This window comes from Trichocoleus sp. DQ-A3, assembly GCF_039961975.1.
Lineage (GTDB): Bacteria > Cyanobacteriota > Cyanobacteriia > Cyanobacteriales > FACHB-T130 > FACHB-T130.
Genome location: NZ_JAMPKC010000019.1, coordinates 46,866 through 70,235, shown reverse-complemented (window position 1 = coordinate 70,235; position 23,370 = coordinate 46,866). Strand labels below are relative to the sequence as shown.

The 23,370-nt window shown below is 46.9% G+C and carries 24 protein-coding genes; 8 read left to right on the top strand and 16 right to left on the bottom strand.

What is annotated here, in order from left to right; genetic code table 11:
- Positions 1-272: 272 nt before the first annotated feature.
- Positions 273-1,730, bottom strand: coding sequence for a heme peroxidase family protein (locus tag NDI44_RS21910; RefSeq protein WP_190410243.1), 1,458 nt, complete (start codon positions 1,728-1,730; stop codon positions 273-275).
- A gap of 778 nt (positions 1,731-2,508) precedes the next feature.
- On the opposite strand from NDI44_RS21910, the gene NDI44_RS21905 reads away from it, so the two are divergent.
- Both NDI44_RS21905 and NDI44_RS21900 read left to right on the top strand, forming a co-directional pair.
- Entirely contained in the window at positions 2,509-2,721 is a 213-nt protein-coding gene (locus NDI44_RS21905) for a DUF2945 domain-containing protein (RefSeq protein WP_190410242.1), read from the top strand.
- 9 nt (positions 2,722-2,730) lie between these two features.
- On the top strand, positions 2,731-3,060 hold the full coding sequence (locus NDI44_RS21900) for a DUF3140 domain-containing protein (protein WP_190410241.1): 330 nt from the start codon (positions 2,731-2,733) through the stop codon (positions 3,058-3,060).
- 289 nt (positions 3,061-3,349) lie between these two features.
- Here NDI44_RS21900 and NDI44_RS21895 read toward each other — a convergent pair whose 3' ends face one another.
- Complete coding sequence (locus NDI44_RS21895; RefSeq protein ID WP_190410240.1) at positions 3,350-4,339, bottom strand: pentapeptide repeat-containing protein; 990 nt, start codon at positions 4,337-4,339, stop codon at positions 3,350-3,352.
- Positions 4,340-4,738: 399 nt separating this feature from the next.
- Positions 4,739-4,978: a hypothetical protein gene (locus NDI44_RS21890; RefSeq protein WP_190410239.1), complete on the bottom strand. Its 240-nt coding sequence runs from the start codon at positions 4,976-4,978 to the stop codon at positions 4,739-4,741.
- 176 nt (positions 4,979-5,154) lie between these two features.
- Between NDI44_RS21890 and NDI44_RS21885 the strand changes: the two genes are divergently transcribed.
- Positions 5,155-5,880: a TPM domain-containing protein gene (locus tag NDI44_RS21885; protein WP_190410238.1), complete on the top strand. Its 726-nt coding sequence runs from the start codon at positions 5,155-5,157 to the stop codon at positions 5,878-5,880.
- Here NDI44_RS21885 and NDI44_RS21880 read toward each other — a convergent pair.
- A complete protein-coding gene (locus NDI44_RS21880; protein ID WP_190410237.1) occupies positions 5,877-6,260 on the bottom strand; it encodes a DUF4346 domain-containing protein in 384 nt (127 codons plus the stop codon). The genes NDI44_RS21885 and NDI44_RS21880 overlap by 4 nt on opposite strands.
- 110 nt (positions 6,261-6,370) lie before the next feature.
- Complete coding sequence (locus NDI44_RS21875) at positions 6,371-7,552, bottom strand: GNAT family N-acetyltransferase (protein ID WP_190410236.1); 1,182 nt, start codon at positions 7,550-7,552, stop codon at positions 6,371-6,373.
- Positions 7,553-8,244: 692 nt separating this feature from the next.
- Between NDI44_RS21875 and NDI44_RS21870 the strand changes: the two genes are divergently transcribed.
- Positions 8,245-9,876 carry a chemotaxis protein CheB gene (locus NDI44_RS21870; RefSeq protein ID WP_190410235.1) on the top strand — a complete coding sequence of 544 codons (1,632 nt, stop codon included), beginning with the start codon at positions 8,245-8,247 and terminating at the stop codon, positions 9,874-9,876.
- Positions 9,877-9,958: 82 nt separating this feature from the next.
- Here the strand turns inward: NDI44_RS21870 and NDI44_RS21865 are convergent, their stop codons facing one another.
- Positions 9,959-11,548, bottom strand: coding sequence for a DUF1565 domain-containing protein (locus NDI44_RS21865; RefSeq protein WP_190410234.1), 1,590 nt, complete (start codon positions 11,546-11,548; stop codon positions 9,959-9,961).
- 166 nt (positions 11,549-11,714) lie between these two features.
- Complete coding sequence (locus NDI44_RS21860; RefSeq protein ID WP_190410233.1) at positions 11,715-12,263, bottom strand: DUF2808 domain-containing protein; 549 nt, start codon at positions 12,261-12,263, stop codon at positions 11,715-11,717.
- A 197-nt stretch (positions 12,264-12,460) separates the two neighbouring features.
- On the opposite strand from NDI44_RS21860, the gene NDI44_RS21855 reads away from it, so the two are divergent.
- The 3 genes from NDI44_RS21855 to NDI44_RS21845 all read left to right on the top strand — a co-directional run bounded on the left by NDI44_RS21855 (position 12,461) and on the right by NDI44_RS21845 (position 14,423).
- Positions 12,461-13,366 carry a hypothetical protein gene (locus tag NDI44_RS21855; RefSeq protein ID WP_348235315.1) on the top strand — a complete coding sequence of 302 codons (906 nt, stop codon included), beginning with the start codon at positions 12,461-12,463 and terminating at the stop codon, positions 13,364-13,366.
- 165 nt (positions 13,367-13,531) lie between these two features.
- Entirely contained in the window at positions 13,532-13,705 is a 174-nt protein-coding gene (gene rpmF, locus NDI44_RS21850; RefSeq protein WP_190410231.1) for a 50S ribosomal protein L32, read from the top strand.
- A gap of 124 nt (positions 13,706-13,829) precedes the next feature.
- Positions 13,830-14,423: a sulfite oxidase-like oxidoreductase gene (locus tag NDI44_RS21845; protein WP_190410230.1), complete on the top strand. Its 594-nt coding sequence runs from the start codon at positions 13,830-13,832 to the stop codon at positions 14,421-14,423.
- 112 nt (positions 14,424-14,535) lie between these two features.
- On the opposite strand, the gene NDI44_RS21840 is transcribed toward NDI44_RS21845, so the two are convergent.
- Both NDI44_RS21840 and NDI44_RS21835 read right to left on the bottom strand, forming a co-directional pair.
- The gene (locus tag NDI44_RS21840; RefSeq protein ID WP_190410229.1) at positions 14,536-15,912 is read right to left on the bottom strand and encodes an aldehyde dehydrogenase; all 1,377 of its coding nucleotides are present in this window, start codon (positions 15,910-15,912) and stop codon (positions 14,536-14,538) included.
- Between the two features lie 78 nt (positions 15,913-15,990).
- A complete protein-coding gene (locus tag NDI44_RS21835; protein WP_190410228.1) occupies positions 15,991-17,130 on the bottom strand; it encodes a hybrid sensor histidine kinase/response regulator in 1,140 nt (379 codons plus the stop codon).
- Between the two features lie 610 nt (positions 17,131-17,740).
- On the opposite strand from NDI44_RS21835, the gene NDI44_RS21830 reads away from it, so the two are divergent.
- A complete protein-coding gene (locus NDI44_RS21830; protein WP_190410227.1) occupies positions 17,741-18,175 on the top strand; it encodes a hypothetical protein in 435 nt (144 codons plus the stop codon).
- A 59-nt stretch (positions 18,176-18,234) separates the two neighbouring features.
- Here the strand turns inward: NDI44_RS21830 and ureC are convergent, their stop codons facing one another.
- The 7 genes from ureC to NDI44_RS21795 form a co-directional block, all read right to left on the bottom strand.
- The gene (gene ureC, locus NDI44_RS21825; protein ID WP_190410226.1) at positions 18,235-19,959 is read right to left on the bottom strand and encodes an urease subunit alpha; all 1,725 of its coding nucleotides are present in this window, start codon (positions 19,957-19,959) and stop codon (positions 18,235-18,237) included.
- 98 nt (positions 19,960-20,057) lie between these two features.
- The gene (locus NDI44_RS21820) at positions 20,058-20,594 is read right to left on the bottom strand and encodes a DUF1349 domain-containing protein (RefSeq protein WP_190410271.1); all 537 of its coding nucleotides are present in this window, start codon (positions 20,592-20,594) and stop codon (positions 20,058-20,060) included.
- 12 nt (positions 20,595-20,606) lie between these two features.
- A complete protein-coding gene (locus NDI44_RS21815; RefSeq protein ID WP_190410225.1) occupies positions 20,607-21,071 on the bottom strand; it encodes a cupin domain-containing protein in 465 nt (154 codons plus the stop codon).
- A gap of 20 nt (positions 21,072-21,091) precedes the next feature.
- Entirely contained in the window at positions 21,092-21,397 is a 306-nt protein-coding gene (locus tag NDI44_RS21810; protein ID WP_190410224.1) for an urease subunit beta, read from the bottom strand.
- A 137-nt stretch (positions 21,398-21,534) separates the two neighbouring features.
- Positions 21,535-22,092 (bottom strand): DJ-1/PfpI family protein, encoded by a 558-nt coding sequence (locus NDI44_RS21805; protein ID WP_190410223.1) that lies wholly within the window; start codon positions 22,090-22,092, stop codon positions 21,535-21,537.
- 27 nt (positions 22,093-22,119) lie between these two features.
- Entirely contained in the window at positions 22,120-22,422 is a 303-nt protein-coding gene (ureA, locus tag NDI44_RS21800; protein WP_190410222.1) for an urease subunit gamma, read from the bottom strand.
- Positions 22,423-22,471: 49 nt separating this feature from the next.
- Positions 22,472-23,359 (bottom strand): urease accessory protein UreD, encoded by an 888-nt coding sequence (locus tag NDI44_RS21795; RefSeq protein WP_190410221.1) that lies wholly within the window; start codon positions 23,357-23,359, stop codon positions 22,472-22,474.
- Positions 23,360-23,370 lie beyond the last annotated feature (11 nt).

The following is a 23,370-nucleotide window of genomic DNA, read 5'->3' as shown; positions in this document are numbered from 1 at the left end:
CTTTGAGCAGATGAAGATGACCTAGAAATACTATAAACAACTAAAAAAAATCTAGCAGTCGATAGATTCATTTGAACAACACCCACTTAGGGAACAAGCCGGACGCGAATCGCTAAACCTTGCTACAGAAAAAAGCGGGCAGATTTTCATCCAACCGCTTATCTCTTAGTGGAGAATAGATTTTGCTTGCGTGCGTAGCTTGTGAGAGATTGGCAGCACGCACAAGCGCAATCGCGTACCCAAAAATTAGCCGTTCAGCACTCAGTCGTTCCTTATGGAGCAAGTCCCGCAAACTTTAACAAGTCAACTATCTTGAAGTCGTGCTTTTGCCCTAAAACTGGCTTCCACTTGGGGTCTTGCCGAAGATAGGATTTGCGATCGCCTTGTAGCAGACCGATGAACACCTCCGCAACAATGCGTCCGCCGACAGGCCCCAGTGTCTTGCCTTGCGCTCTCAGCTCCGCTTCCTTCAAAATATAGAACCACAAGGGTGTTCGCTTGTCGAATCCCAAATCTTTGAGGTCACGCAGATCGGATGGATTGAGAGGATCGATTTCCATCGCTCTGGCTACATCCTGACCGGACGGCAAGCTGAAGGTGAGGTGACGCAGCAGATTGCGCTGCGCGAGCGACCGGATTGGCTCCTCTTGTCCTGGCAAACCGGGTGCTGGAAAAGGCAGCGTGAATAATGCACTTGAGAGCTTAGGATCGATCTTTTTGTTGGGCTTGACTTTTCCGTTTTTGAAATCAAAGAAGGTATCCCAGTCAACAAATCGTCGGGGTGCGCGTTTCCCACCGCGCAGGTCATCCGGGTCACAAAGATTAGGGTCTAAACTGAAATTGAAAATTGGTGCCCTAAACTCTGGCATATCCTGAGTGCCATGATTGGCGATGTATCCCGGTCTGACTTGGCTGTGACCGAAGCGATAGGCAGCGACCGAGAACTCAACTGGGATAAATGGCTGGTTGCGCCAGTTGTAGAACCGCCGACCTTTTTTCAGAATGTCATCCACCAAATCCTGTCCTACGGTTGTGGGCAGGAACTCATGCACGATAATCCACTGGTAGTGCCAGCGAACTAGCTTCTGTGCCTCGGTGAATGCATCATTCGGATCTTTGAGTCCACTATCGATGACGTAATCCACAACATGATTGTGGAATTTCAGAAATGCCAATTGCATCTGAGAAATAATCGTGTTCTCATCATTCCTTGGGTCGCCGATGAGCGCCATATTTTGGCTATTTCGAGGGAGATCGTCCTTCGACCCTTCCCCACCCAATTTCTCAATCAGGAACTTGATGCCTCCCGTTGTTTTGTCATACAAGTGAGGACTGGCTGCACGACCCGAACCATAAACGTTATCTAGCTCTAAGAAAGGCGTTCGGAAATTTTCAATAGATTCCGGGTCATTTTGTCGCTCAAGGCTAGAGGTGGAATCGAAGGTCATATCATGATCTAGAAACTGCCCCAAAAAAGTGAACCCTGCGGTCATATTGGGGTTATCGGTGTTGCTAGGACTTCCAGGTACGGGGTCTGTTGCGTTTAAATCGTCTTTTGCATCCATCAAACCGCCTGGTTTCCCAAGCTCCATCAGCCTCTGGCGCACTGATTTGGAGTCACTAGCAAAGGGAGGCAAGGACGGGAATAGCCGACCAAACTTTCCTTGATCGTAAGCAGTGGAGCGGGGTGGAACTTGGTCTCTTAGATAGAGTTGTCCGTGTCTAGTCATTATGTTTCCTCCTTGTTGATTACCGTTTTATGTGGCGCTGGTTTTGACCTCTACCTCGATCGAAATTTCCGTTTTTCTTGCGTCCAGATTCCACAAAATTGAATTTTCAGTGTTTCTAACCGGCTAATTTTTTTGAAAAATCTCGCTCTGATTATCGATTTAGGAAGAGGTTGAAGAATTCGGATTCCTCAAAATCAATTTGAAATTTACCCTACTTATCAGTAATTTAAAAAAAATGGGGATTTATGAAACTGGTATCTAGTTAGACGATTTAAAATTGCAGATTGTGAAAGATTAGATAGTAATTAATTTCTGCAATTTAAATCGGCAATCGTAAAAGAAGATGGTACTGCTCGCAGCCGATACTAATTTTCAGGTTGCCAGCCAAATCCCTTTGCTTTACAGATATAACCTTTGCTGAAAGTTTCTTGCCAGTCGCTTATTTTTGGTAACTCAGTTGGGTGTCAGTCGATTGGGCGACTTGAAAAATTTTTAATATTGTGCTAGCAAAATCAAGCGATTGGGCGCGATCGCTACCAGGTAAATTTCAGTACGAACTAATGTATTGAGCTGTACTTGCCTCTAGGCGCACTTGCGATCGCGCAATTTACTCTGCAATTAAGTAATCAGTTTCCTAGCAATCAACCACTTACAAAAGGCATATTTGTGGTAGCAAACTTCGGGCGGCTAATCTGCAACCAGACTGATTACTCCCTGGAAATCAGCCACCATAATGTGACAGTTAGTAGATAAAGAAATATTAAGCAGGAGTCAAACTTTGAGCGATCAATTGAAGAAAGGCGACAAGGTTACATGGAAGACTTCACAAGGTGAAACCAGCGGCACTGTGAAGAAAAAGCTCACTTCACCCACAGATATCAAAGGACACCACGTCGCCGCATCCAAAGATAATCCTGAATATCTAGTTGAAAGCGAAAAAACTGGGAAAGAAGCTGCTCACAAGCCTGAATCCCTCAAGAAAGAGGAGTAATGCTGAATTATGAATAATGATGTGAAATCAGCCATCGACGAGTTTCACAGCGTTGTTAACATGACTCCGCAGGAACTTGAGTCCTGGCTTAAAACTGAAGATTCTAAAGCTGTTGGGCAGAAGGATGGAGAGGAAGAATCAACAGGTCACAAATCTGGTAAGCGTATCATCGAGCTGTTGCACAAGAAGAAGGATGAGTACAGCGAAGATGATATATCGCACCTTAAGAAAGTGATTAGTTACGTCCACCGCCACAGCGCACAGCAGCCGTCAGGCGATATAGAACACACGCGCTGGCGCTACTCACTGATGAATTGGGGTCACGATCCGCTCAAGTAACTGTAGTTTTACCAAGAAATTGCAAAAACTCTCTCCAATTTCCCAAAAAAATTTCTCGTTTCTTACGCCTGGAAACGAGAACCTACAACTAACAGCACCGACATAGAATTGCAGCGATACGCTTAGCGCGTATCGCTTCGAGTGTTAAAACCATTTTTTCTATAAATGCCTGCTACAAATAAATGCTCATGAGCTGTAACGAGAAAACAATTACCAATTACCCTTTAGTTCATGTTGTAGCCACAGATACAAATGGTAGAAGTATGGCCCAGGATGCCCGCCAGATAACTTATTCGTGGACTGTGCCATCCGGGAGGATTGCACCCGTTAAGATTGCTTGTTGCCAATCAGAGTCTTCCAGGTAGGCTCCCCGTAGGCTAGCACCAGTCAAGTCGGCTCCCCGCATTTCTGCGACATTCAAGTTAGCTCCCCACAAATAGGCTCCCCGCAAACTTGCTTCACTCAGGTTGGCTTCACGCAAGCTTGCCATATTCAGGTTTGCTCCCGTCATGTCAGCTTCACTCAAATTGGCTTGACTCAAGTCTGCCTTACTTAAGTTCGCTTCACATAAGTCTGCTTTGGCAAGTGAGGAGTGATTTAGATTGGATGCGTGCAAATTTGCTCTAGATAGAATCGTTACACGCATCTGGGCTTCAGACAGATTTGTGGCTGCTAGGTTGGCACCACTCAGATTAGCTCCATTCAGTTTGGTCTCGCTGAGGTTGACGCCATCCAAGTCTATGCCATTGAGATCGACGCCATTTAAGTAAGCTCCTCTCAGGTGTACGCCGTTGAGTATCGTTCCTCGCAGCAATGCGCCGCTCAATCTGGCTCCACTCAGATTTGCCCAACTTAGGTTAGCATCCACCAAGTTAGCCGACCGCAAGTTTATCCCCCGCAGGTCCGAACCGCACAGGTTAACTCCGCGCAAGTTTGACAAACGCAGATTTACTGATGTCAGGATTGCACCACTTAGTTTTGCTCCGACCAGCACCGACTTAACGAGGACAGCTCCTCTTAAGTTGGCTTTTGTCAAGTCTGTCTCGATGAATCGTGCTTCGTTGACTTTGGCAAAACTCAGATCGGCTCGATGCAGGCAGGCTCCACTGAAGTTTGCTCCGATTAGGACTGCGCGACTAAGGTTTGCCGCTGATAGATAGGCTCCTGAAAAGTCTGACCCTGATAGATTGGCTCTTTCCAGGTTTATCCCTATAAGATTTTCGCCGCTAAAATCTCTTTGTCCTTCTTCATAGCGCTGTTTCAGTTCTTGTGAATCCATAGGGTTTCTCCAGATTCGCTTACAGATAACTTGTCTATTTTTAGAGTTCCCAAATATATCGCCAAAAATGCATTAACTTTTGGATCATTTTTTGATTTAAGTAGTTTAAATTTTATGAATTTTTTTACATAAAAATTAAGACAATGCGATCGCTTTGTTAGTGGCTCAATTCTCTTGACTGAAGCGAACCGAATTTTGCCACTCTAGATGCGATCGCTCTCTTTCCATTGCCAAGAGCAAGTCGCGGACTACAGCCCCGAACTAAATGGGCTAAAAGCTAACATCCGTTGAAACGGGTTCAACCGCTTACCAGTAAGCTAAAGCTTACTTTAGCTTCTCGTCGAAATTGATTTCTAGGCTCGCGTCAGTGCGATGAGATTACTCAAAGGATGCGATCGCTCAAAACGGAATATCATCGTCGTAGTCAATCTCATTGGAAAATGGATCGAACGAGTTGGGCTGAGGATTTTCTGGTGCTGTTTGCAGGTCGATCCAACGCTTCGCCAACTCCAGTGCTTCTGCCTCAGTTTTGGCATTATGGACGGGAATCAGGCATTCTCCACCAGCACTCCAAACCTGAACGCAGAATACTGGTCGTGCTTCAATTAGCCAACCCCTGTAAATTTCTGGTGAACTCATAGCTGATACCACCCAGAGCGATTTTATTGATTATTTTGCTAACCTATCGCGCTCACTTTCGATATAACCGAAAAAAGGCTATTTTTAAAAACTAACACGTTCGCTTCACCGAAAGTGAGTTTTCGGGGAGTTTGTGTAGTATTTTTTGAAAAAAGTCATTTTTGTCATTTCATCCAATGAGACAATTCCTCACTCAAGTCTTTCGCCGAATAAAATTCCAGACGCGCTTGATAGTAGCCATTGCCCTGATGGTTCTGGCTACTCAGCTAATCGCAGCGCCAGTAAATGCTACAGGCGTTTATCAAATTCCCAATTTAGCAGCAGGCGATCGCAACTGGATTCTCGATAAAGCTGAAATTCTCAGTCGCCTTACCGAAGGTCAAATTAACACCGAGTTGGATAAATTAGCCAACGACACAGGCAATCAAGTCCGATTTGTGACCATCCGCCACCTCGATTATGGCGAAACAGTGGAAAGTTTTACCAATCAGTTGTTTGAAAAATGGTTTCCCACGCCAGAAGCGCAAGCGAATCAAATTTTACTGGTGATTGATAGCGTTACGAACAACACTGCGATTCGCACAGGTGAAAAGGTAAAGTCTATCTTGAGCGATGATATCGCCAAGAGCATTGCCGAAGAAACCGTGCTGGTGCCACTGCGGGAAGGCGACAAATACAATCAAGCTTTTTCGGATGCAGGCGATCGCTTAATTGCCGTACTAACTGGTGAGCCAGACCCAGGTCCGCCGGAAGTCAAAGATACGGTTAACGTCGAAAGAACCTTTAAAAAGGCAGAAGAAACCGACACTGGCAACGCGACTATCTGGGTGGTTGGCTTACTGCTCGCTGCCACTGTCATTCCAATGGTGACTTACTTTTTCTATCAAGGCTTCTCCGGCTAGTCTTGAACGTACTCCTGCCCGTTAATTAGAGCAAACTCAGCCCTGACAAATTCGCGCCCCAAATAAGCGGCATGATCCAGCATGGTGAGTGGGGCGGACTGAGTTTGCTCAAAAATTTTTATGCAAAGCTCTTTAGCTGTTCTGCCACTATAGACAGCGGTGTGGGTACGTTCTACCTTGCCTCGCACCGGGATGGGTTTGCCAGTTTCGGGATCGACTGCTAAACCGCGTTCGTTAATGATATTCGTGAAATGTTTAGCGCAAATTAGCCCCGCTTCCCGATCCAGGTAAATGATGAAATATCCAGCTGGATCGAGGTGAATATAACGTTTGGAAAGCTGGTCATCAATGGCAGCTAAATCTTGAGCAGTTTGAGGCATAAAAATCAAGAGATTTCTAAACAATCGACACTGTAAACAGGCTTACAGCCTATCTCAAGTTTAGTTCGTTCCTCTATTTCTCCAGAGCTTTCGTGCCTCTTAAGGTTGTTTTATTCATCGCGCTGGGCAAAAGGTAACTCTTGGTTAATTGCATCAATTTCCAGTTGCTCCATTTCGTTGATTTGATGGATGTGAGTCCGCAGAACTTGACCCAAACGCGGATTATAGAATCGATGCATACTGTAGTTGGAAGTGGCTGGGAAACCGCGACGTTTTTTATGACGCCCACCTGCACCGGGGTCGAAGCTTTGGATGCCATGCGCGATCGCCCACTCAATTGGCGTATAGTAGCAGGCATTAAAATGCAGACAGTCAATGTCCTGGTAGCTACCCCAATAACGCCCATACAGTTGCTCGCCCTTGCTAAGGCAAAAAGACATTCCGATGGGGTGCAGGTCATTCTCCTCGTCGTAGGCGGCAACAAATAACACTCGATGACGATACTGGGGATACAACTGTTCAAAAAATCGCCGAGTTAAATACTTACTTCCCCACCAGCCAAACTTGTCACAGGTATCGGCGTAGAAGTCATACATTAACGAAAACAGTGGCTTCGGAATCTCATCACCCGTGAGGGTTCTGATTTGCAAACCGGCTTTTTCTACCGCCTTGCGTTCCCGTTTAATGTTACGGCGCTGATTCGCGTTAAACGCGCCCAGGTAGTCATCAAACGTATTAAAGCCCGTATTTTGCCAAATGAAACTATGGTGCAGCCACGGGGTAAAACCGTGCCGTTCCAGAATCGGTCGCCATTCGGGGTCTACATAGAGGAAATGACAGCCGCTAATCCGGTTCTTTTGGCAAAAATGGTCAATCGCCTCCACCATTAGCTCGGTTAGTTCATCCTCATCTTCACCAGGGGCAATTAAGAAGCGATAGCCTTCCGCTGGGGTCATCGGAGACATTCCCAGCAATTTTGGATAGTATTGCACCCCTAAGCGTTGGGCTAAATCTGCCCACTGATGGTCAAATACAAATTCACCATAACTATGCCCTTTCAGATAGAGCGGTGCAGCCGCAATTAGCTGCCTGTCTCGCCATATCGTTAGGTGAGTGGGTAGCCAACCCGTTTTAGCGCCGACGCTACCAGAAGTTTCCATATTGTTGAGCCAATCCCATTCTAGGAAAGGCGTTTTCAACGGCAGAGCGATCGCGTCCCACTCGGCTTGGGGCACTTCAGCGATTTTATTAATCCAAGCAACAGAATAGCGGGGTTTCAGTTGTTCCACCATTTCAGAAATCGGGGGTAGAGCGTTGATTGCGACTCAGACTGGATGAGAAAGCCTCTTCTAGGGTAATGGAACTTTCCCGATCTCATCAAAGAGAAAGCAAAGAGAAAGCGATCGCTAGAGCAAAAACTTCTATATTATTCAGGACTGACTCACTGAAAGCTTAAAACCTAAATCCCCGTAACTTCTTGATAAATTGATGAAAATCGAGTTAAAGTCCCCTAATTTATCGGGGGATGCAAGGGGTATCTCTGTGTAAGTCCGATTATTTTAAAAATTAGCAATGCCTGCTAGCTGCTATCAAGATGCAATTCCATAGAAAATAGACCTATTAACTAAGCTTCTAGCGCTGTAAACCATTAAGGCTTTTTGTGTTCAAGCTCACTTATAAACTTCATACTGGACTCATTCTCCAGCTAGAAGATGGGTGCAACACGAGTAGTTACATTAGTTATAAGTAAGCCAAAGCTTTAAAAATTCCACTGCCTTGCAAGCTTTACAGGAAAGGCAGAAAATAGTGGTTCTCTCAAGAAGATGCTTGGCGAGAGAAGGATAGAGCTTCTCGCCAAGCACATTTTCCTTGTAGAAATTCAGCTAAAACCGCCGTAGGTACAATCATCACTAATTGAGCAGAGTTTTCACCCCATTCCATCAATCGGATGGATTTTTCCGCAGTGTTCCATCAGGAGAGGCAAATGCCTGGTCACGACATTATCGTTATTGGAGCTTCCGCCGGGGGGGTAGAAGCCTTGACTCAATTGGTCGCTGATTTGCCGTCGGATCTTCCGGCTGCGATTTTCGTCGTCGTTCACTTTCCAGCGTGGGGTAAGAGTATTCTGCCGCAGCTTTTGAATGGTTCCTTGCACGCAGACCATGCTAAAAACAATGAGAAGATTGAGTATGGGCGAATCTATGTAGCACCGCCAGATTATCACCTGCTGGTGAAGCGCGGATATATCCGCTTGGTGCAGGGGCCAAAAGAGAACAACGCTCGTCCGGCAGTCGATCCCCTGTTTCGCACCGCAGGGAGGGCGTATAAACGCCGGGTAGTCGGGGTGGTATTGTCGGGTACCCTCGACGATGGCACGGCGGGACTGATCGATTTAAAGCGGCAAGGGGGCGTGGCAGTCGTTCAAGACCCAACGGACGCTTTTTTCTCAGGGATGCCAAAGAGCGCCATCGAACACGCAGATGTTGATTTTATCCTGCCGCTGTCGTCAATCGCCCCTGCTTTAGTGCGTCTAGCCCATGAAACTGTGGCAGAGGAAGGAGCCAGCACTGTGTCTAGCGAAAGCGAATTTGATACGGATACCGATATTGTGGAAGTGGATGGAGCCGCTTTACGGGAACGGGGAAAGCCTGGAACCCACTCAAGCTTCACTTGTCCAGATTGTGGCGGGAGTTTGTTCCAACTGAATGAGAGAGGATTGCTCCAGTACCGCTGTCGCGTGGGGCACGCTTATTCAGCAGAGACTCTGGTAGCGGGGCAGTCCCAGGCTCAGGAGGAGGCGCTGTGGGCCGCAATCCGTTCTCTAGAAGAGCGTGCGGAGCTGATGTATAAGATGGCGAAGTATTCGCGCGATCGCAACAAAACTTTGTCAGCACAGCGTTATGAAGCAAAAGCTAAAGAAGCGGAACAACGCTCTGATTTCATCCGGCAGGGGCTTTTCCAAGGTCAATTGCCTGCGACAGTACCCCTAGCCCAGAGTGAGGAATCAGGCGAGAGTGCAGACGGAAATGGAAATTCGCACTCCCCTTTCAAAGTAGTGGTGCTAGCGGCATCTGAGGGGGGGCTGAGAGCCTTAAGCCACATCCTGCCTGCCTTCCCCCCGGACTTTCCGGCAGCGATTATTGTGGTGCAAAAACCCGACATTCAGTCTGCCTCCAGTTTGATAACCGACGCTTTAAATCGCCCTACGACCTTGCCACTCAAGCAGGCACAAGAAGGAGAGCTATTAAAACCGGGGATGGTCTACGTGGCTCCTCCAAATCAGCATCTACTCGTCACCCCGGAGGGGACTTTTTGCCTGTCTGCGGCGGTACTCGTGGACTTTGTACGCCCCTCTGCTGACTTGCTATTGCAGTCACTGGCGGCGAGTTTTAAAGAACGGGCGATCGCGGTTATTCTCTCTGGAATTGGCAGCGATGGTGCAACCGGGGTGCAGGCAATTCATAAGATGGGTGGATTAGCGATCGCCCAAGATGAAAGTACATCGGAATTTTTTGAGATGCCTCGCGCCGCCATTGAGACGGGAAGTGTAGATTTCGTTCTCCCCCTCCACGAGATCGGGTCTACCCTCGTAAATCTCGTGGTTTCTCCAGTGTAGATTTGAGAAGTAGAGGCGAACAACTGTTCGCCCCTAAAGGCGGTCGAAACATTTAATCAAGGTGAAGCAGTTCCAGCCTCGATCAAGCCGTCACGATATAGGGTGAGTTGATAGCTGAGACTCGGTTAGCATTCACCAAGGCTTGATAAACGATTGCCGCTACTTCCGCCCGCGTCGCATCGCGGGTGGGGTTAAGTTTTTTGAGCGTTGGATGATTGACAACCAGCTGCTTTTGGGCGGCTGTTGCAACCTCATCCTTGGCATAGTCAGGAATGCCCGTGCGGTCATCGAAGAAGTTTAACGCGGTTAGAGCGCCCCCGGTTAACTTTAGTCCATTCACCAAGGAGACAATCACTTGGACGCGCTGGACATTGTCGTTCGGTTTGAAGGTTTTATCGGGGAACCCAGAGAGAAATTCACCGCGATAGGCTTGTTGAATCGCAGCGTAACCCCAGAAACTGTTTGCCACATCTTTGAAAGCGATCGCTTCTCGTTTGGCAGGTGGGGTAAAGGCTTTGGTCAATAAGGCAGCATATTGCGCTCGCGTCAGACTGGCATCGGGTCTGAAGGTTTTGTCAGGAAAACCGCTGATAATCTCTTGCTTCACTAATTCCTGAATAAAAGTCTCAGCCCAATGACCTTTAATATCGGTTAGCTCAAGGACTGGAGAGCCACCGCCACCACCGCCACTACCACCGCCACTGCCACCGCCACCGCCACCACCACCGCCACTGCCACCGCCACCGCCACTACCACCGCCACTACCACCGCCACCGCCAGCCGTATCAGTAGGAGGAAGCTGATTGTCGAGCAAGTTTACGCTTCCCTTTACTTTGTCGGGATTCATTTGATTTCCCGCCACAACCAGCTGGTTTGAGCTGCTATTTTGTAAATCAAATTTAGTGTTGTAGCGCAGGATATTTTTTCCTGCTTCGGTGGCACTGCCCAGATCCGGTAAGGCATTTCCAATCACTGTCACACCATCATCAGAGTTTCGTTCGCTCAGATTATTCCGCAGCTTGGGACGCGCATTTCCAGAGATGACAATCCCAGATCGGTTGCCTGAAATTTGGTTATCTACCACCAATGGAGAGGCACTATCCGCAATGCTCATGCCATAACCCGTATTTTGGCAAGTATTGCCTCGAATTTCGCCTTTGGCATTTCCTGCTAGCGAGATGCCATTGCCCAGATTTTTAGTAAATACATTATTGGTGATGACCGGGTTGCCATCACCCGTCACAAAGACTCCCTCGCGCTTGCTATTAGTAAAGGTACAATTGGCAACCGTGGAGCCATTCGATTCTATCCAGACGGCAGTTCCGCGTGTAGCCAGGTTGGTCGCAGTTACGCCCCGGAGTTGAGCATTATTGGCTAAACTGACCGTCACATTTTGACCGCCAGAGGAGTTGGGGCTACTGTAGGTTCCACTTCCTTCAATCAAGATGCCACTGCCTTTATTGGCTTCATTCCCCACAACCTTGACCCCAGCCGGCACCTTGAGGGGAAAGACTTCACCGCTGGCTGCATTGTAGTTCCCGACTGCCAGTTGAATGGTCGTATCAGATTGTGCTTGTTGGAGAGCTTTGGTAATCGTTTTAAACGGCGCTGACTGGCTGCCAGCAGCGCTATCATTTCCGGTCGCTGGATTGATAAAAAAAGTTTGAGCCATAGTGATATTGAAACAGAGTAATTGGGGTGTGGTAACAAAAATCTGCAACCAGAGTAGCGATCGCTTGCAAATTTACTTGTTGTATGCAAGCAATTCAGACGGCTACATCCCCTATAAGAGCCTATCCGGAAAATTCGGCAATGATGGTTAAGAGAAAGACAAGCTTTTAAAAGGGCGAATAGAAGTGCAGGCGTCCTACTCCCAAATCTAAACCGTAAGCTTTCTCTCCGGCTGGAAAAGCTTTGATTCGGAACAGATATACGCCGCTACTGAAGGGGTTACGTACTGGATCGAGACCAATCGTAACGGTTTTACCTGGAGGTACGGGAGGATCAAACATGACTGAAATGGTGTTTGTCTGCCTATCTCTTATGACTTTTCCCAGCCCTAACTTCTCGCCTTTGTTTCCAGGCTTCCCTACAAATGCTTCGCTGTCGTTAAGTTTAAATCGAATTATCTCTAATCCCTCGTTTTGGGTAATCGTCACTTGCCCAAGCGGTTCACCAGCATTTTCTGGCAGACTGACGGTGAAATAATAGGTAGCTCCCCAGACATTAATCCGGTCAAAGGTAGTCGTAGCATCTATTAAGCGAGGCGGTTTTTCAAAGGAAACGGTTCCATCTGCTAGCTGAATCGCCCTAGATGAAGGACTTAAGACTCCCCAAATGCTAGCTATTACCGCTAGGGTTGAGCTGAAAACTAAAAAAGAACGCATAGCTAAGTACCAACGACAAGAAAAGATTCATTTACTCGGAACTATTTTGAATTTAATTTTGTCGTTATCTATGGCAAAATCCCTCTACAGTGGGAGGTAATTCTCAGCCATGATGTAGATGAACTACATTTTTGTTGGGCATTATCTTTAAAGTAGGAAGGCGAAAATCGGTGATTCTAGGGCGGGGCAAAAACCGGGTGGCAACTATGCACGAATCGGGTTCTGATGGTTTGAAGGTTTTATCAGCAATCGAGTTTCAAGGGAGAGGGTGGAGTCAGAGGACTGCTAATTTGATGAAGTCTTTTGCTCACAAGCGAATTGCACCCATTAGTTTAGTGACATTGCTCGGTTGTGGGGGAGCAACTTGGCTGGCAACGGCTGCTTTTATACCGCAGATTGCCCAAGCTTACACTGCTCGCTCTGAAGTTGCCTTGGTTCGTCAGCCAGCAGAAACTTACGAAGGTTTTGTCCGCAGAGCCGAGGTAGTGGCTAGGGCGGCGGCGCAGCGCAGCTTCGATCGCGACATTTTAGTGACTGACGTTGCGGTGATGATTCTGGGGCAAAATCAGGGAGCGATCGCGCCGATTCTTTCTTTAAAAGTAACTCGCGGAGCCTGGAGAAGCCGCCCCGATACCCCCCGCTGGGCAACCTACTTCCCCAATACCAAGTCTTTACTCGGTTTTGTGGATGACGTGACGCCTTCCGATCAGCCCGTCCCCGCTACTGCCGAACCCCCCCCAGCACCAGCACAGGGGGCACCTGCTACACCTCCCCCACCAACCGCAGTGCCCGGTAACATTAGGGATGTCGCGCCCGGAGCGCCTACAGGGACTCCTCAGAACCAGACACCGGGAACAGCCGCTCCCGCAGCCCCCGGTACTCCTCAGAACCAGGCACCCGGAACCGCAGCCCCAACTGCACCAAATGCACCAACTGCTCCCACCTCGCCAACGATTCCCTCTTCACCAGCATTTCCTGGCGGTAATGTAAATCCCACGGAAACGATTCCCAATCCAACAGAAAACATTCCCAATCCAACAGAGAACATTCCCAATCCCACTACGCCAACCACTGGAACGGGAACCACCGGACAGGGGCGATAAAAACCGCCCAAATCAGCGTGTGAACCACCGCGCACACCTCTCTGCTGACTGCCTCATCGGGAACGAACAAGGGTGAGACAGTCGAGAAATTCGCCCGACTAGATTGAACTGGTCAAGGGATCTCTTAGAATAGGAAGGCTGTAAACGATTGCTGGAGTTACGATCATGGCGGTTCCTAAGAAGAAAACATCAAAATCCAAGCGCGATAAGCGCAAAGCCACCTGGAAGCACAAGGCGACAATTCAAGCTCAGAAAGCTCTGTCTTTGGGCAAATCGATTCTGACTGGGCGTTCTAAGTTTGTGTATCCAACCCAGGAAGAAGAAGCCGAAGAAGAATAATTATCCTAGAGGTTGCTTTTCGTCTCAGCTTCCTAGAATTTCCGAGCGCCTTTGGGCGCTATTTTTTTGGATATAAGTGCATATTAAGAATTAGAGTACACAAAACGCCATCTCTACTAGACTCATGCTAGGAAAATTTTTCAAAAAACCAGAATCGGAGGAGAGCGAACGGGTTCCTCCCGGTCAATATCTGACGAAAGGCTTCCCGGTGCTGACCTACGGCAACACTCCGCAGATCGATACTGACAACTGGCAATTTCGCGTCTGGGGTTTGGCAACCGAAAAGACTTTCAGCTTGGCAGATTTTATGGCTCTGCCCCAACATAACTTTACTGCCGATTTCCATTGCGTCACCCGCTGGTCTAAACTCGACGTGCAGTGGACTGGCGTTAAGGTGACAGACTTTATGAAGCTGGTGGAAGTTGACCCGAAAGCTGTTCATGTTATGGAACACTGTTACGGTGGCTACACCACGAATATTCCTTTAGAAGACTTTCTGCGAGAAGAAAACTTTTTTGCTCACACTCTATTTGGGGAACCGCTACCGGCGGAACATGGCGGACCGATGCGGCTAGTTGTCCCTCACCTTTATGCCTGGAAAAGCGCCAAATGGATTAACGGCTTAGAATTTCTTCGGCAAGAAGAGTCGGGTTTTTGGGAGCGCAATGGCTACCACCGGCGGGGAGAACCGTGGGCAGAAGAGCGATATAGCTATTAAGGGAGTAGGAAAAGAGAGTTTTGAGTTTTGAGTTATAAAAGAATTCTTTAATTCAAAACTCAGACGCAATAAATCGCGCCTCTACAATTTAAAACTTTTTTCTCATTACTAATTATTTCATTAGCCACTTCAGGATTTTGAGCTTGTCCTTATAGGGAGCGTATCTCAACTTCACATCAACGAGAAAAGATTTGTTGAGTACGCTTTTTTGATGGGAGAATGTCTCAAAACTTGCCTTGCCGTGATAACGACCGATGCCGCTCTCTCCGACGCCACCGAAGGGTAAATCTAGGACACCAACCTGCATAACGGTATCGTTGATGCAAACACCGCCTGAGGAGGTTTGTTGCAAGACGGTTTGTTGCTTTTGTTTGTCTTTCGAGAAGAAGTAGAGGGCTAAAGGTTTCGGTTTGGCGTTGACAAGCGCGATCGCTTCGTTCAACTCTGTATATTCTAGGACTGGCAGAATTGGACCAAAGATTTCTTCTTGCATGACTGGATCTTTCCAGCCCACGCGATCGATGACGGTAGGAGCAATGTATCGCTCAGATGGATTAGTCTCTCCACCAATCAAAACATCCCCATCTAGATATTTACAAAGACGGTTAAAGTGTTTTTGATTAATAATTCTGCCATAATCAGGGCTTTTTTCCGGTTCATCCCCATAAAAATTGTGAATACAATTTTTGATTTGTGCGAGCAAATCTCTTTTAATTCTTTTATCTACTAAAAGATAATCTGGGGCAATACAAGTTTGACCTGCATTCATGAATTTACCCCAAACAATCCTTTTGGCAGTGTATTCCAGATGAGTATCGGCATCTACAATACAAGGACTTTTGCCACCCAATTCTAGGGTAACGGGCGTCAGATGTTTGGCTGCTGCCGCCATAACAATTTTTCCAACTTCGCTGCCGCCTGTAAAAAAGATATAGTCAAACTTTTCTTCCAGTAACTGTTGGCTAGTTTCAATACCGCCTTCTACAACAGCCACTACTTCTGGATTAAAGTATTTAGGGATAATCTCAGCTAATAGATGCGATGTATTTGTAGCGAGTTCTGACGGTTTTAGAATCGCACAGTTACCGGCTGCGAGCGCACCCACTAGAGGGGAAATTAGTAGCTGCAAGGGATAGTTCCAAGCTCCCACGATTAGAACTACACCCAACGGCTCAGAATAAACCTGAGCGGAGGCTATAAATTGGGTAATTGGTGCCTTTATTTTCTTGGGTTTTGTCCAGGTATTAATATTTTTTAACGCATAATTAATTTCTTCTAAGCAAACTCCTATTTCTGATAAAGCAGCTTCAAACACTGATTTGTTCAGGTCGGTTTGCAGAGCCTTAAAAATAGCGGCTTCATTCTCTAATAATGCTCTTTTTAAAAGCTTTAAATGTTGAATTCTAAATGATATGTCTTTAGTTTTTCCAGTTGCAAAAAACTTTCGTTGCTGAAATACGATGTTACTAACTTTTTGTGGTACTAGCATTTTTTCTCCAATGTTGGATTTTAAATTTTAGACTCTATACCCTTTAAAATCCAAAATCTAAAATCCAACAGTAAAATTTCATATTTGAGCAGGCAAGCGAACTCTAAATAAACTACCTTTACCCAACTCGGATTTGACCTCTATTTCACCTTGATGAGCTTCCACAATTCTACGCGATAGATGCAGCCCTAAACCGCTGCCAGAACGCTTGTGGTTCCCTTGGCGAAACCGCTCAAATAAAACTTTCTGGTCTTCTAAGGTGATGCCAGGACCTGTGTCGTTAACGTCAATCACGATGGCGGGATTAGCGGAGTTACTTGTATGGGAGCCTACCGACGCATGGACAGCAACTGAACCGTTATCTGTAAATTTGATAGCATTTCCGATTAAGTTCGTTAAAACCCGATGGATTTCCATGCGATCGCCGACTACTTTGAAATCAAGCGGATGATTGTCGGCGCTGTCCCCTAAATCCAGCTTCAGGGTGAGGTTCTTTTCCTCTGCTAAGGGAGAAAGTTCTTGAACTACTTCCTGAAGTAGTTTCCGCAGGTCAATTGGTGAGAAGCTCAGGGTTTTACGACCGGCTTCATAGCGATAGACTTCTAATAAAGTATTCACCATCGCCAGCAAGTTGCGGTTGCTGCGATCCATTGTAGCGATCGCTTCTTGCATTCCTGGCGAGAGTTCTCCTAAGGCTCCTTGCCTAAATAAAGCCAGCATCCGCTCTGCGGCGACGATCGGCGTCCGCAAGTCGTGGGTGAGCCAGGAAACGAAATCTTCTCGCTGACGGGCAATTTGATCGCGTTCGTCCACACTATGCTTCAGCCGCAGAAGCGATCGCACCCGCGCCAGCAATTCGTCAACTTGCACTGGCTTGCGAATAAAATCATCTGCTCCGGTATCTAATCCCTCTACTACGCTGGCGTGATCGTGGGCTGTGATCAGTAAAATCGGGATAAATGGCAACTTAGTATTATCACGGACTCGCCTCGTGACTTCATATCCATCCATCCCCGGCATCATCACATCCAACAAGACCAAGTCTGGTGGAGATTGTTCAATCTCGTTTAAGGCAGAACGACCATTTTCCGCCAAGGTAATTTGATATCCCTCTTCTTCTAAAATGGTTTGAACCAAAAACAAGTTATCGGGAGAATCATCCACAACGAGAATGCGGTCAGTTTTAGAAGGTTGATTGAGACTCGAATGATTCTTCATGGAAGCGATAGGTTAACAACTCAAGTTTATTAAAATTAATTTTTGTAAATTAATCGTGCATCACGTAACATTCTTTACGCCTAAGGTATAATTTTGCCTCATTCTACAGAAGGATTGTTGGGGATCTTTACCGAATCTTTGCTTCTTTGGCTTCTATCCAGTGTCTGGACTAGCCAAATGACCTTAGCAACAGAAAATTAATTATAAACCTTTAGGATGACGATCATACTTTTCTGTCATCTGATACATCTGGCTGCTCATTGCTGGAAAGAAAAAATCGCAGATATCTAGTTTATTTACATCTATAAATTAAGCAAAACGGGAAAGATAGGCAGTAGCGAAGTCAATTTCCTCGTGCGGATGGATAGGTAAAAGAGGTCTTTTGGGCGATCGCGCTCAAGATAGAAATTTGAGTGGTTGGTAATGAGACAGCTTTATCTACAGGATGGACGTGGAAGCGATCGCTTTAAACGCTCCGCTACTTAGCGGTCTGCGTTCTATGTTGACTGCGTTGTTTCCTCACTCTTTAAATTTTTACGCCTCCGGATAGATTGACCGACCCCCCCAATTTCAGTCATCAATTGAAGAGAAGATTCTAAAGTTGGAAAGTATGGGTCGCTTAGCACCTGAATCTAGTCGAACCATTCGCAAACAACAACGCCCTGATTACCGTCCTTCGCCTAAAGTTCCTGTAAAAGTGATCGCGGGCATCTACTTTTCTATACTTTTATCTATCTTTCTAGGGGTGCTACTGCTGAGCAGTGGCAGGATGACGATTGGCGGGGTTCCGTTGCCAATCTTGATGAGCTTCTTGAGCGATGATGCGGCACGAAATGCTTATTTAGCAGGAGAACCCGCAGCACTTCACGACCGTCTTGAGGTGATGGGCATCGAGGAGCAAATCAAAGAATATTATCGACCTCAAATTTCTGATGAAGCAAAACTAGACCAACACATTCACCAAATTCTGTATGACCGCACTGGTTATGTGGGGGCACAATACGAGGTGAATCCGGAAGGGGTATTAGTTTTGAAAAATAGATAAGTAGAGAAGCGATTAGTTGCATCTCTAGCAAGTTAATCGCTTCTCTACTACCAATTTAATCAGAATAAAAAGTAGCGTTGTGCTAATGGGAGAACGGTTGCCGGTTCGCAAGTCAGCAATTCCCCATCGGCTCGCACTTCGTAGGTTTCCGGATTTACTTCCATGTGAGGCAGGGCATCGTTTAATTTCATGTCTCGCTTACTGAGCTGCCGCGTACCGCTGACGGCAACGGCTGGCTTTTGTAGCTTAAGCTGGCTGGGAATCTCTTGTTCGAGTGCCGCTTGGGAAATAAAAGTTAGAGAAGTGGCAGCGATCGCGCCTCCAAAACTGCCGAACATTGGGCGCATATGCACTGGTTGCGGTGTGGGGATACTAGCGTTGGCATCGCCCATTTGAGCGTAAGCGATCGCACCCCCTTTGATGACTATCTCTGGCTTGACGCCAAAAAATGCCGGACGCCAGAGGCACAAATCCGCCAATTTCCCCACTTCTACCGAACCAACATACTGCGAAATCCCGTGGGTAATGGCTGGATTGATTGTATATTTAGCAACGTAGCGCTTTGCCCGGAAATTATCCGCCCTCTCTTGCCCCTCTCCTGGTAGCAATGGGGAAAGGTTTCCCCGCTGCACTTTCATTTTGTGTGCCGTTTGCCAGGTGCGAATGATTACCTCGCCGACCCGCCCCATCGCCTGAGAATCAGAGGAAATCATGCTGAATGCGCCCAAATCGTGCAGGATATCTTCAGCGGCAATGGTTTCCCGGCGAATCCGGGACTCGGCAAAGGCGACATCTTCGGGAATGCTGGGGTCGAGGTGATGACACACCATTAGCATATCCAGGTGTTCGTCTAGGGTATTGACGGTATAAGGGCGCGTCGGGTTGGTGGAAGAGGGCAGGACGTTCGCTTCGCCGCATACTTTGATAATGTCCGGCGCGTGACCTCCACCGGCTCCCTCGGTGTGGTAAGTGTGAATAACGCGATTCTTAAATGCGGCGATGGTGGTTTCTACAAAACCGGCCTCGTTCAAGGTATCGGTATGAATGGCTACCTGCACATCATAATTATCCGCAACGCTCAAGCAAGTATCAATCGTCGCGGGTGTGGTGCCCCAGTCTTCGTGCAGTTTTAAACCTATCGCCCCAGCTAAGACTTGTTCGATTAGTCCTTGGGGTTGGCTGCTATTGCCTTTCCCTAAGAAGCCTAGATTTACCGGGAAGGCGTCAGCGGCTTGCAGCATCCGGTACATATTCCACGGGCCAGGAGTGCAAGTGGTCGCATTTGTACCCGTAGCGGGGCCAGTACCACCGCCGATCATGGTGGTGATGCCGGATGCGATCGCGACTTCAATTTGTTGCGGACAAATAAAGTGAATGTGGCTGTCAATCCCGCCAGCAGTGAGAATCATTCCTTCCCCGGCAACGACCTCAGTTCCAGGGCCAATAATAATCTCTACGTTGTCTTGAATGTAAGGATTTCCAGCTTTCCCAATTTTAAAAATATTGCCATTTTTAATACCAATATCGGCTTTGACAATCCCCCACCAGTCGAGGATTAAGGCGTTGGTAATTACCAGATCGACGGCACCGTCGGCATTAGAAATAGGAGATTGTCCCATGCCATCTCGGATGACTTTGCCGCCACCGAATTTCACTTCATCGCCGTAGGTCGTGAAGTCTTGTTCGACTTCGATGAATAATTCGGTATCAGCAAGACGAACGCGATCGCCGACTGTCGGACCATAGGTTTCGGCGTAAGCGCGGCGATCCATTCTGTAACTCATCCTTGACTCCTCTAGAGTGGTATATTTTTAACGCAAAGGTACGCAAAGGGAAGCGCAAAGGTACGCAAAGTTTTGGGCTATTCTTGGCGTTTTTTGGGTTACAAGCGATTAATTTTGAATCCCTCAAATTTCATTGAGAAGCCATTTCCCTCTGGAGAAGCACACATTATCCCTACATTCACCGTCTCAACTGGCGTGAGATAACCAAGGCGTAGCATCGTGTACTGGGTGCCATCCAGAGAGTATTGCACCTCTACAGCAGTGCCACGTCGATGTACGCGCATCCAAAGAGAAGTCGGGTTATCTGGTAGCGGGACAACAGACCAATCTGAGTAATCTCTTGTTACCACAGCGCTGACTTGTTGTACACCCTCGACAAATTCAATGCCACATTTTAACCAATTCGCCTCATCTAAGCGCAGCATCAATCCGGCTTGATCGTACAAATCTCGATACTCACCACTAACTTTCACCTCAACCATGAAGTCTTTGTTCGCTGGCTGATAAAAAAAGTGACCGTTATCTCGAATAAAGCCGTAGTGAGTTTCTCGCCAAAAATCAGTTTTCCCAGCGGCTGTAATGATAATTGTATTGCCTTGGACATTCCAAGTTGGCGGTTCGTTATACCATTCCATCGCCATTCTTTTCTAAATTTCTACTGGTTCCTGGTCGAATCCTCGCATTAACTCAAGCAAAGCTTCCCGATCGGGTTTTTGCCCGTCTTTCATCAGTTCAGCTAGTCCCTCAAAATATTTTTCGCGTTCTCCCCCCGGACAAAACATTATTAACAGCTTCGCTGGCTTTGTACTGTGGTTAGCGAACCCGTGAGGTGTACCGCGAGGGACAAGCACAAATGCCCCTGGTTGTCCTTTTACTGTTCTATCCCCGACGAGGATTTCCACTTCCCCTTCCAGGACATAAAACATCTCCTCCATCTGGCGATGGATGTGTGGTTGCGCCCCGGTTCCATCCGGTTCTAGGCTAAACTCAAACAGCCCTAAGTTCCCGTGAGTATCGGCACCAACCGCTTTAAATGTAGCTTCGCTGTTACCAATAGTAAGATGCCTGCCTTCTCCAGGCGCTAGTACAATTTCTTTTATCGGTAAAGTCATTTAATTATCCTCATTAATTGCTATAGCGAACCATTTATTTTGCCATTAAAGCCATATACTTGACGGCTACCAACAAATGGTACTAATTCCACTTCTTTTTCATCTCCAGGTTCAAAGCGCACGGCTGTACCTGCTGGAATGTTCAGGCGCATTCCCTTTGCTTGTTCTCTATCGAAATCTAAAGATTCGTTCACCTCATAGAAGTGAAAATGAGAACCAACTTGAATCGGGCGATCGCCTGTATTGGCTACTTGCAGTTTTATACTAGGGCGACCGGCATTCAGTTCTATTTCCCCTGCTTGTACAAGCATTTCTCCAGGAATCATTTCAACTTCCTCTTTGAGTTTTTTATAAAAACGGCTAACTATTGTATAAATTCACCCATAGGAACCGGCTCAGTGTCGTAAAATGCTGAATATAATTGGCTCCGTAAATTGCTCACACTTACCTAATTTTTCTAAGATTATGTTTGATAATCCATTTGTTTACGGATTTTCTCTTTAATCTCGTATCCGGCGAACTTTTCACAAAGATATAAACCCAAATCAATTGCCGAAGTAACGCCTCTGGCGGTAATTACGTCACCTTCATCAACCACTCTTTTGTCTACGACCGACTTACAATATTTTTGAAGGTCGTGGAAAGCATTGGGATGGGTTGTTGCTGTCTTTCCTTCTAAAAATCCCGCTGCACCGAGTAGTAAAGAACCTGTACACACAGAAACTTTGAACTTGCAAGGTGCTGAGGTTTTCAGCCATGTTATTAACTCAAGGTCGTTAACTAATTTTCTGGTGCCAATTCCACCCGGCATGATAATCATGTCATAGGATTGAAGAGATTCGCCTACTTTGTTCGGAGTAAAACGAAGTCCAGCGTTATCGCTTACTTCTTGAGAAGGGGCGCAAATATCCCATTCCAAATCGGGCATAAAATCCATTGTCTTGAGACGAGTAACTGGATCGTAAACTCCGATAAAATCTAAGGCGGTCATTCCGGTGTAAACGATAAATGCAACCTTCATAAACAATCCTTCAATCTACGGGATTCTCTAACGAATTGGGTTGTGAACTGTAACCAATTTTGTCCCATCGGGAAATGTCGCTTCTACCTGGACTTCATGCACCATCTCTGGCACACCTTCCATCACTTCTTCCCGTGACAGTAGCGTTGTCCCATAACTCATTAAATCGGCAACAGTACGTCCATCTCTAGCGCCTTCCAAAATACCAGCGGAAATATAAGCGATCGCTTCTGGGTAATTCAGCTTTAAACCTCTTTCCTTACGGCGTTCCGCTAACAGTGCCGCCGTAAAAATTAATAGCTTATCTTTTTCCTGTGGCGTCAGTTGCATTGATAACCTCTTAAACTCCTTCGTGTTCTCCGTGTTCTTTGCGGTTTGTTCAAATTTGCCATACTCTCGGTGGACAAGCAGGGCGTTCTAAAAAGTGCAATCGCAGCAAATTCCAAATATCTATAAACCAGTTTCGCACCTGGGAAGTAGAAGAACCGCGATAGCGACACAATAGCCCAGAAGGAAGACGAGTAATGCCTGCTTGGTGAATATTCCCCCCTGTTCCTTTCTTGAAAAAGGGTGAATGATTCCCTAGATTTCGTGCTTTTTCCACAATCTCCGGTGACACCGCTTGCCCAATCCAGACTAAACTCGCTACAACGGATTGCCCAGCTAAACCGTGAGGACTGTCGAGGATTTCTGTCCCGCCAGGTAGCCATTGCCTGTCAATCCACAGAGGGCGTCCTTGCTGCCAGATTTCGGTATGCGATCGCCACTCTCCGTGTAAGAATCTCTCCCCTCTGGCACTGCGTCCAAAGCGTGTAATTTCCCAACCCAGCCAACTTGCTTCTGGAGCTAATTCTACCCGCAAGTCTTGTCGATACATCGCACCGTCAAAAATAATTGTTTCCTGCGGTAGCCACTCCAAAGTAGCACCCGCGTTCACCTCGATTTCAATCGTTTGACTCGCTGGCAATCCATTACTGCGATAAACCTTACCGGCGGCAGCGGTAGTGATTAAGGCTTGGGCGTTGGGTTGGAGGTGGAAATTAAGCGATAAGCGATCGCCCCCCACAACACCCCCCGCTGTATGCAAAATTACACTATGACAAATCTCCGACCCTTCTGGATAAAATGGGCGCTGTACCTTCAGCGGTGCTTTTACGCGATCGCTAATCACCTGGGTTTTGCTTTGGGTTTTAGAAAACTCCAAGTTAAGAATGCCGTGCCATCCAGAGGATGAGGGATTTGCTACTGCCGGATCGAGGTCTTTCATTAAATTTGGTG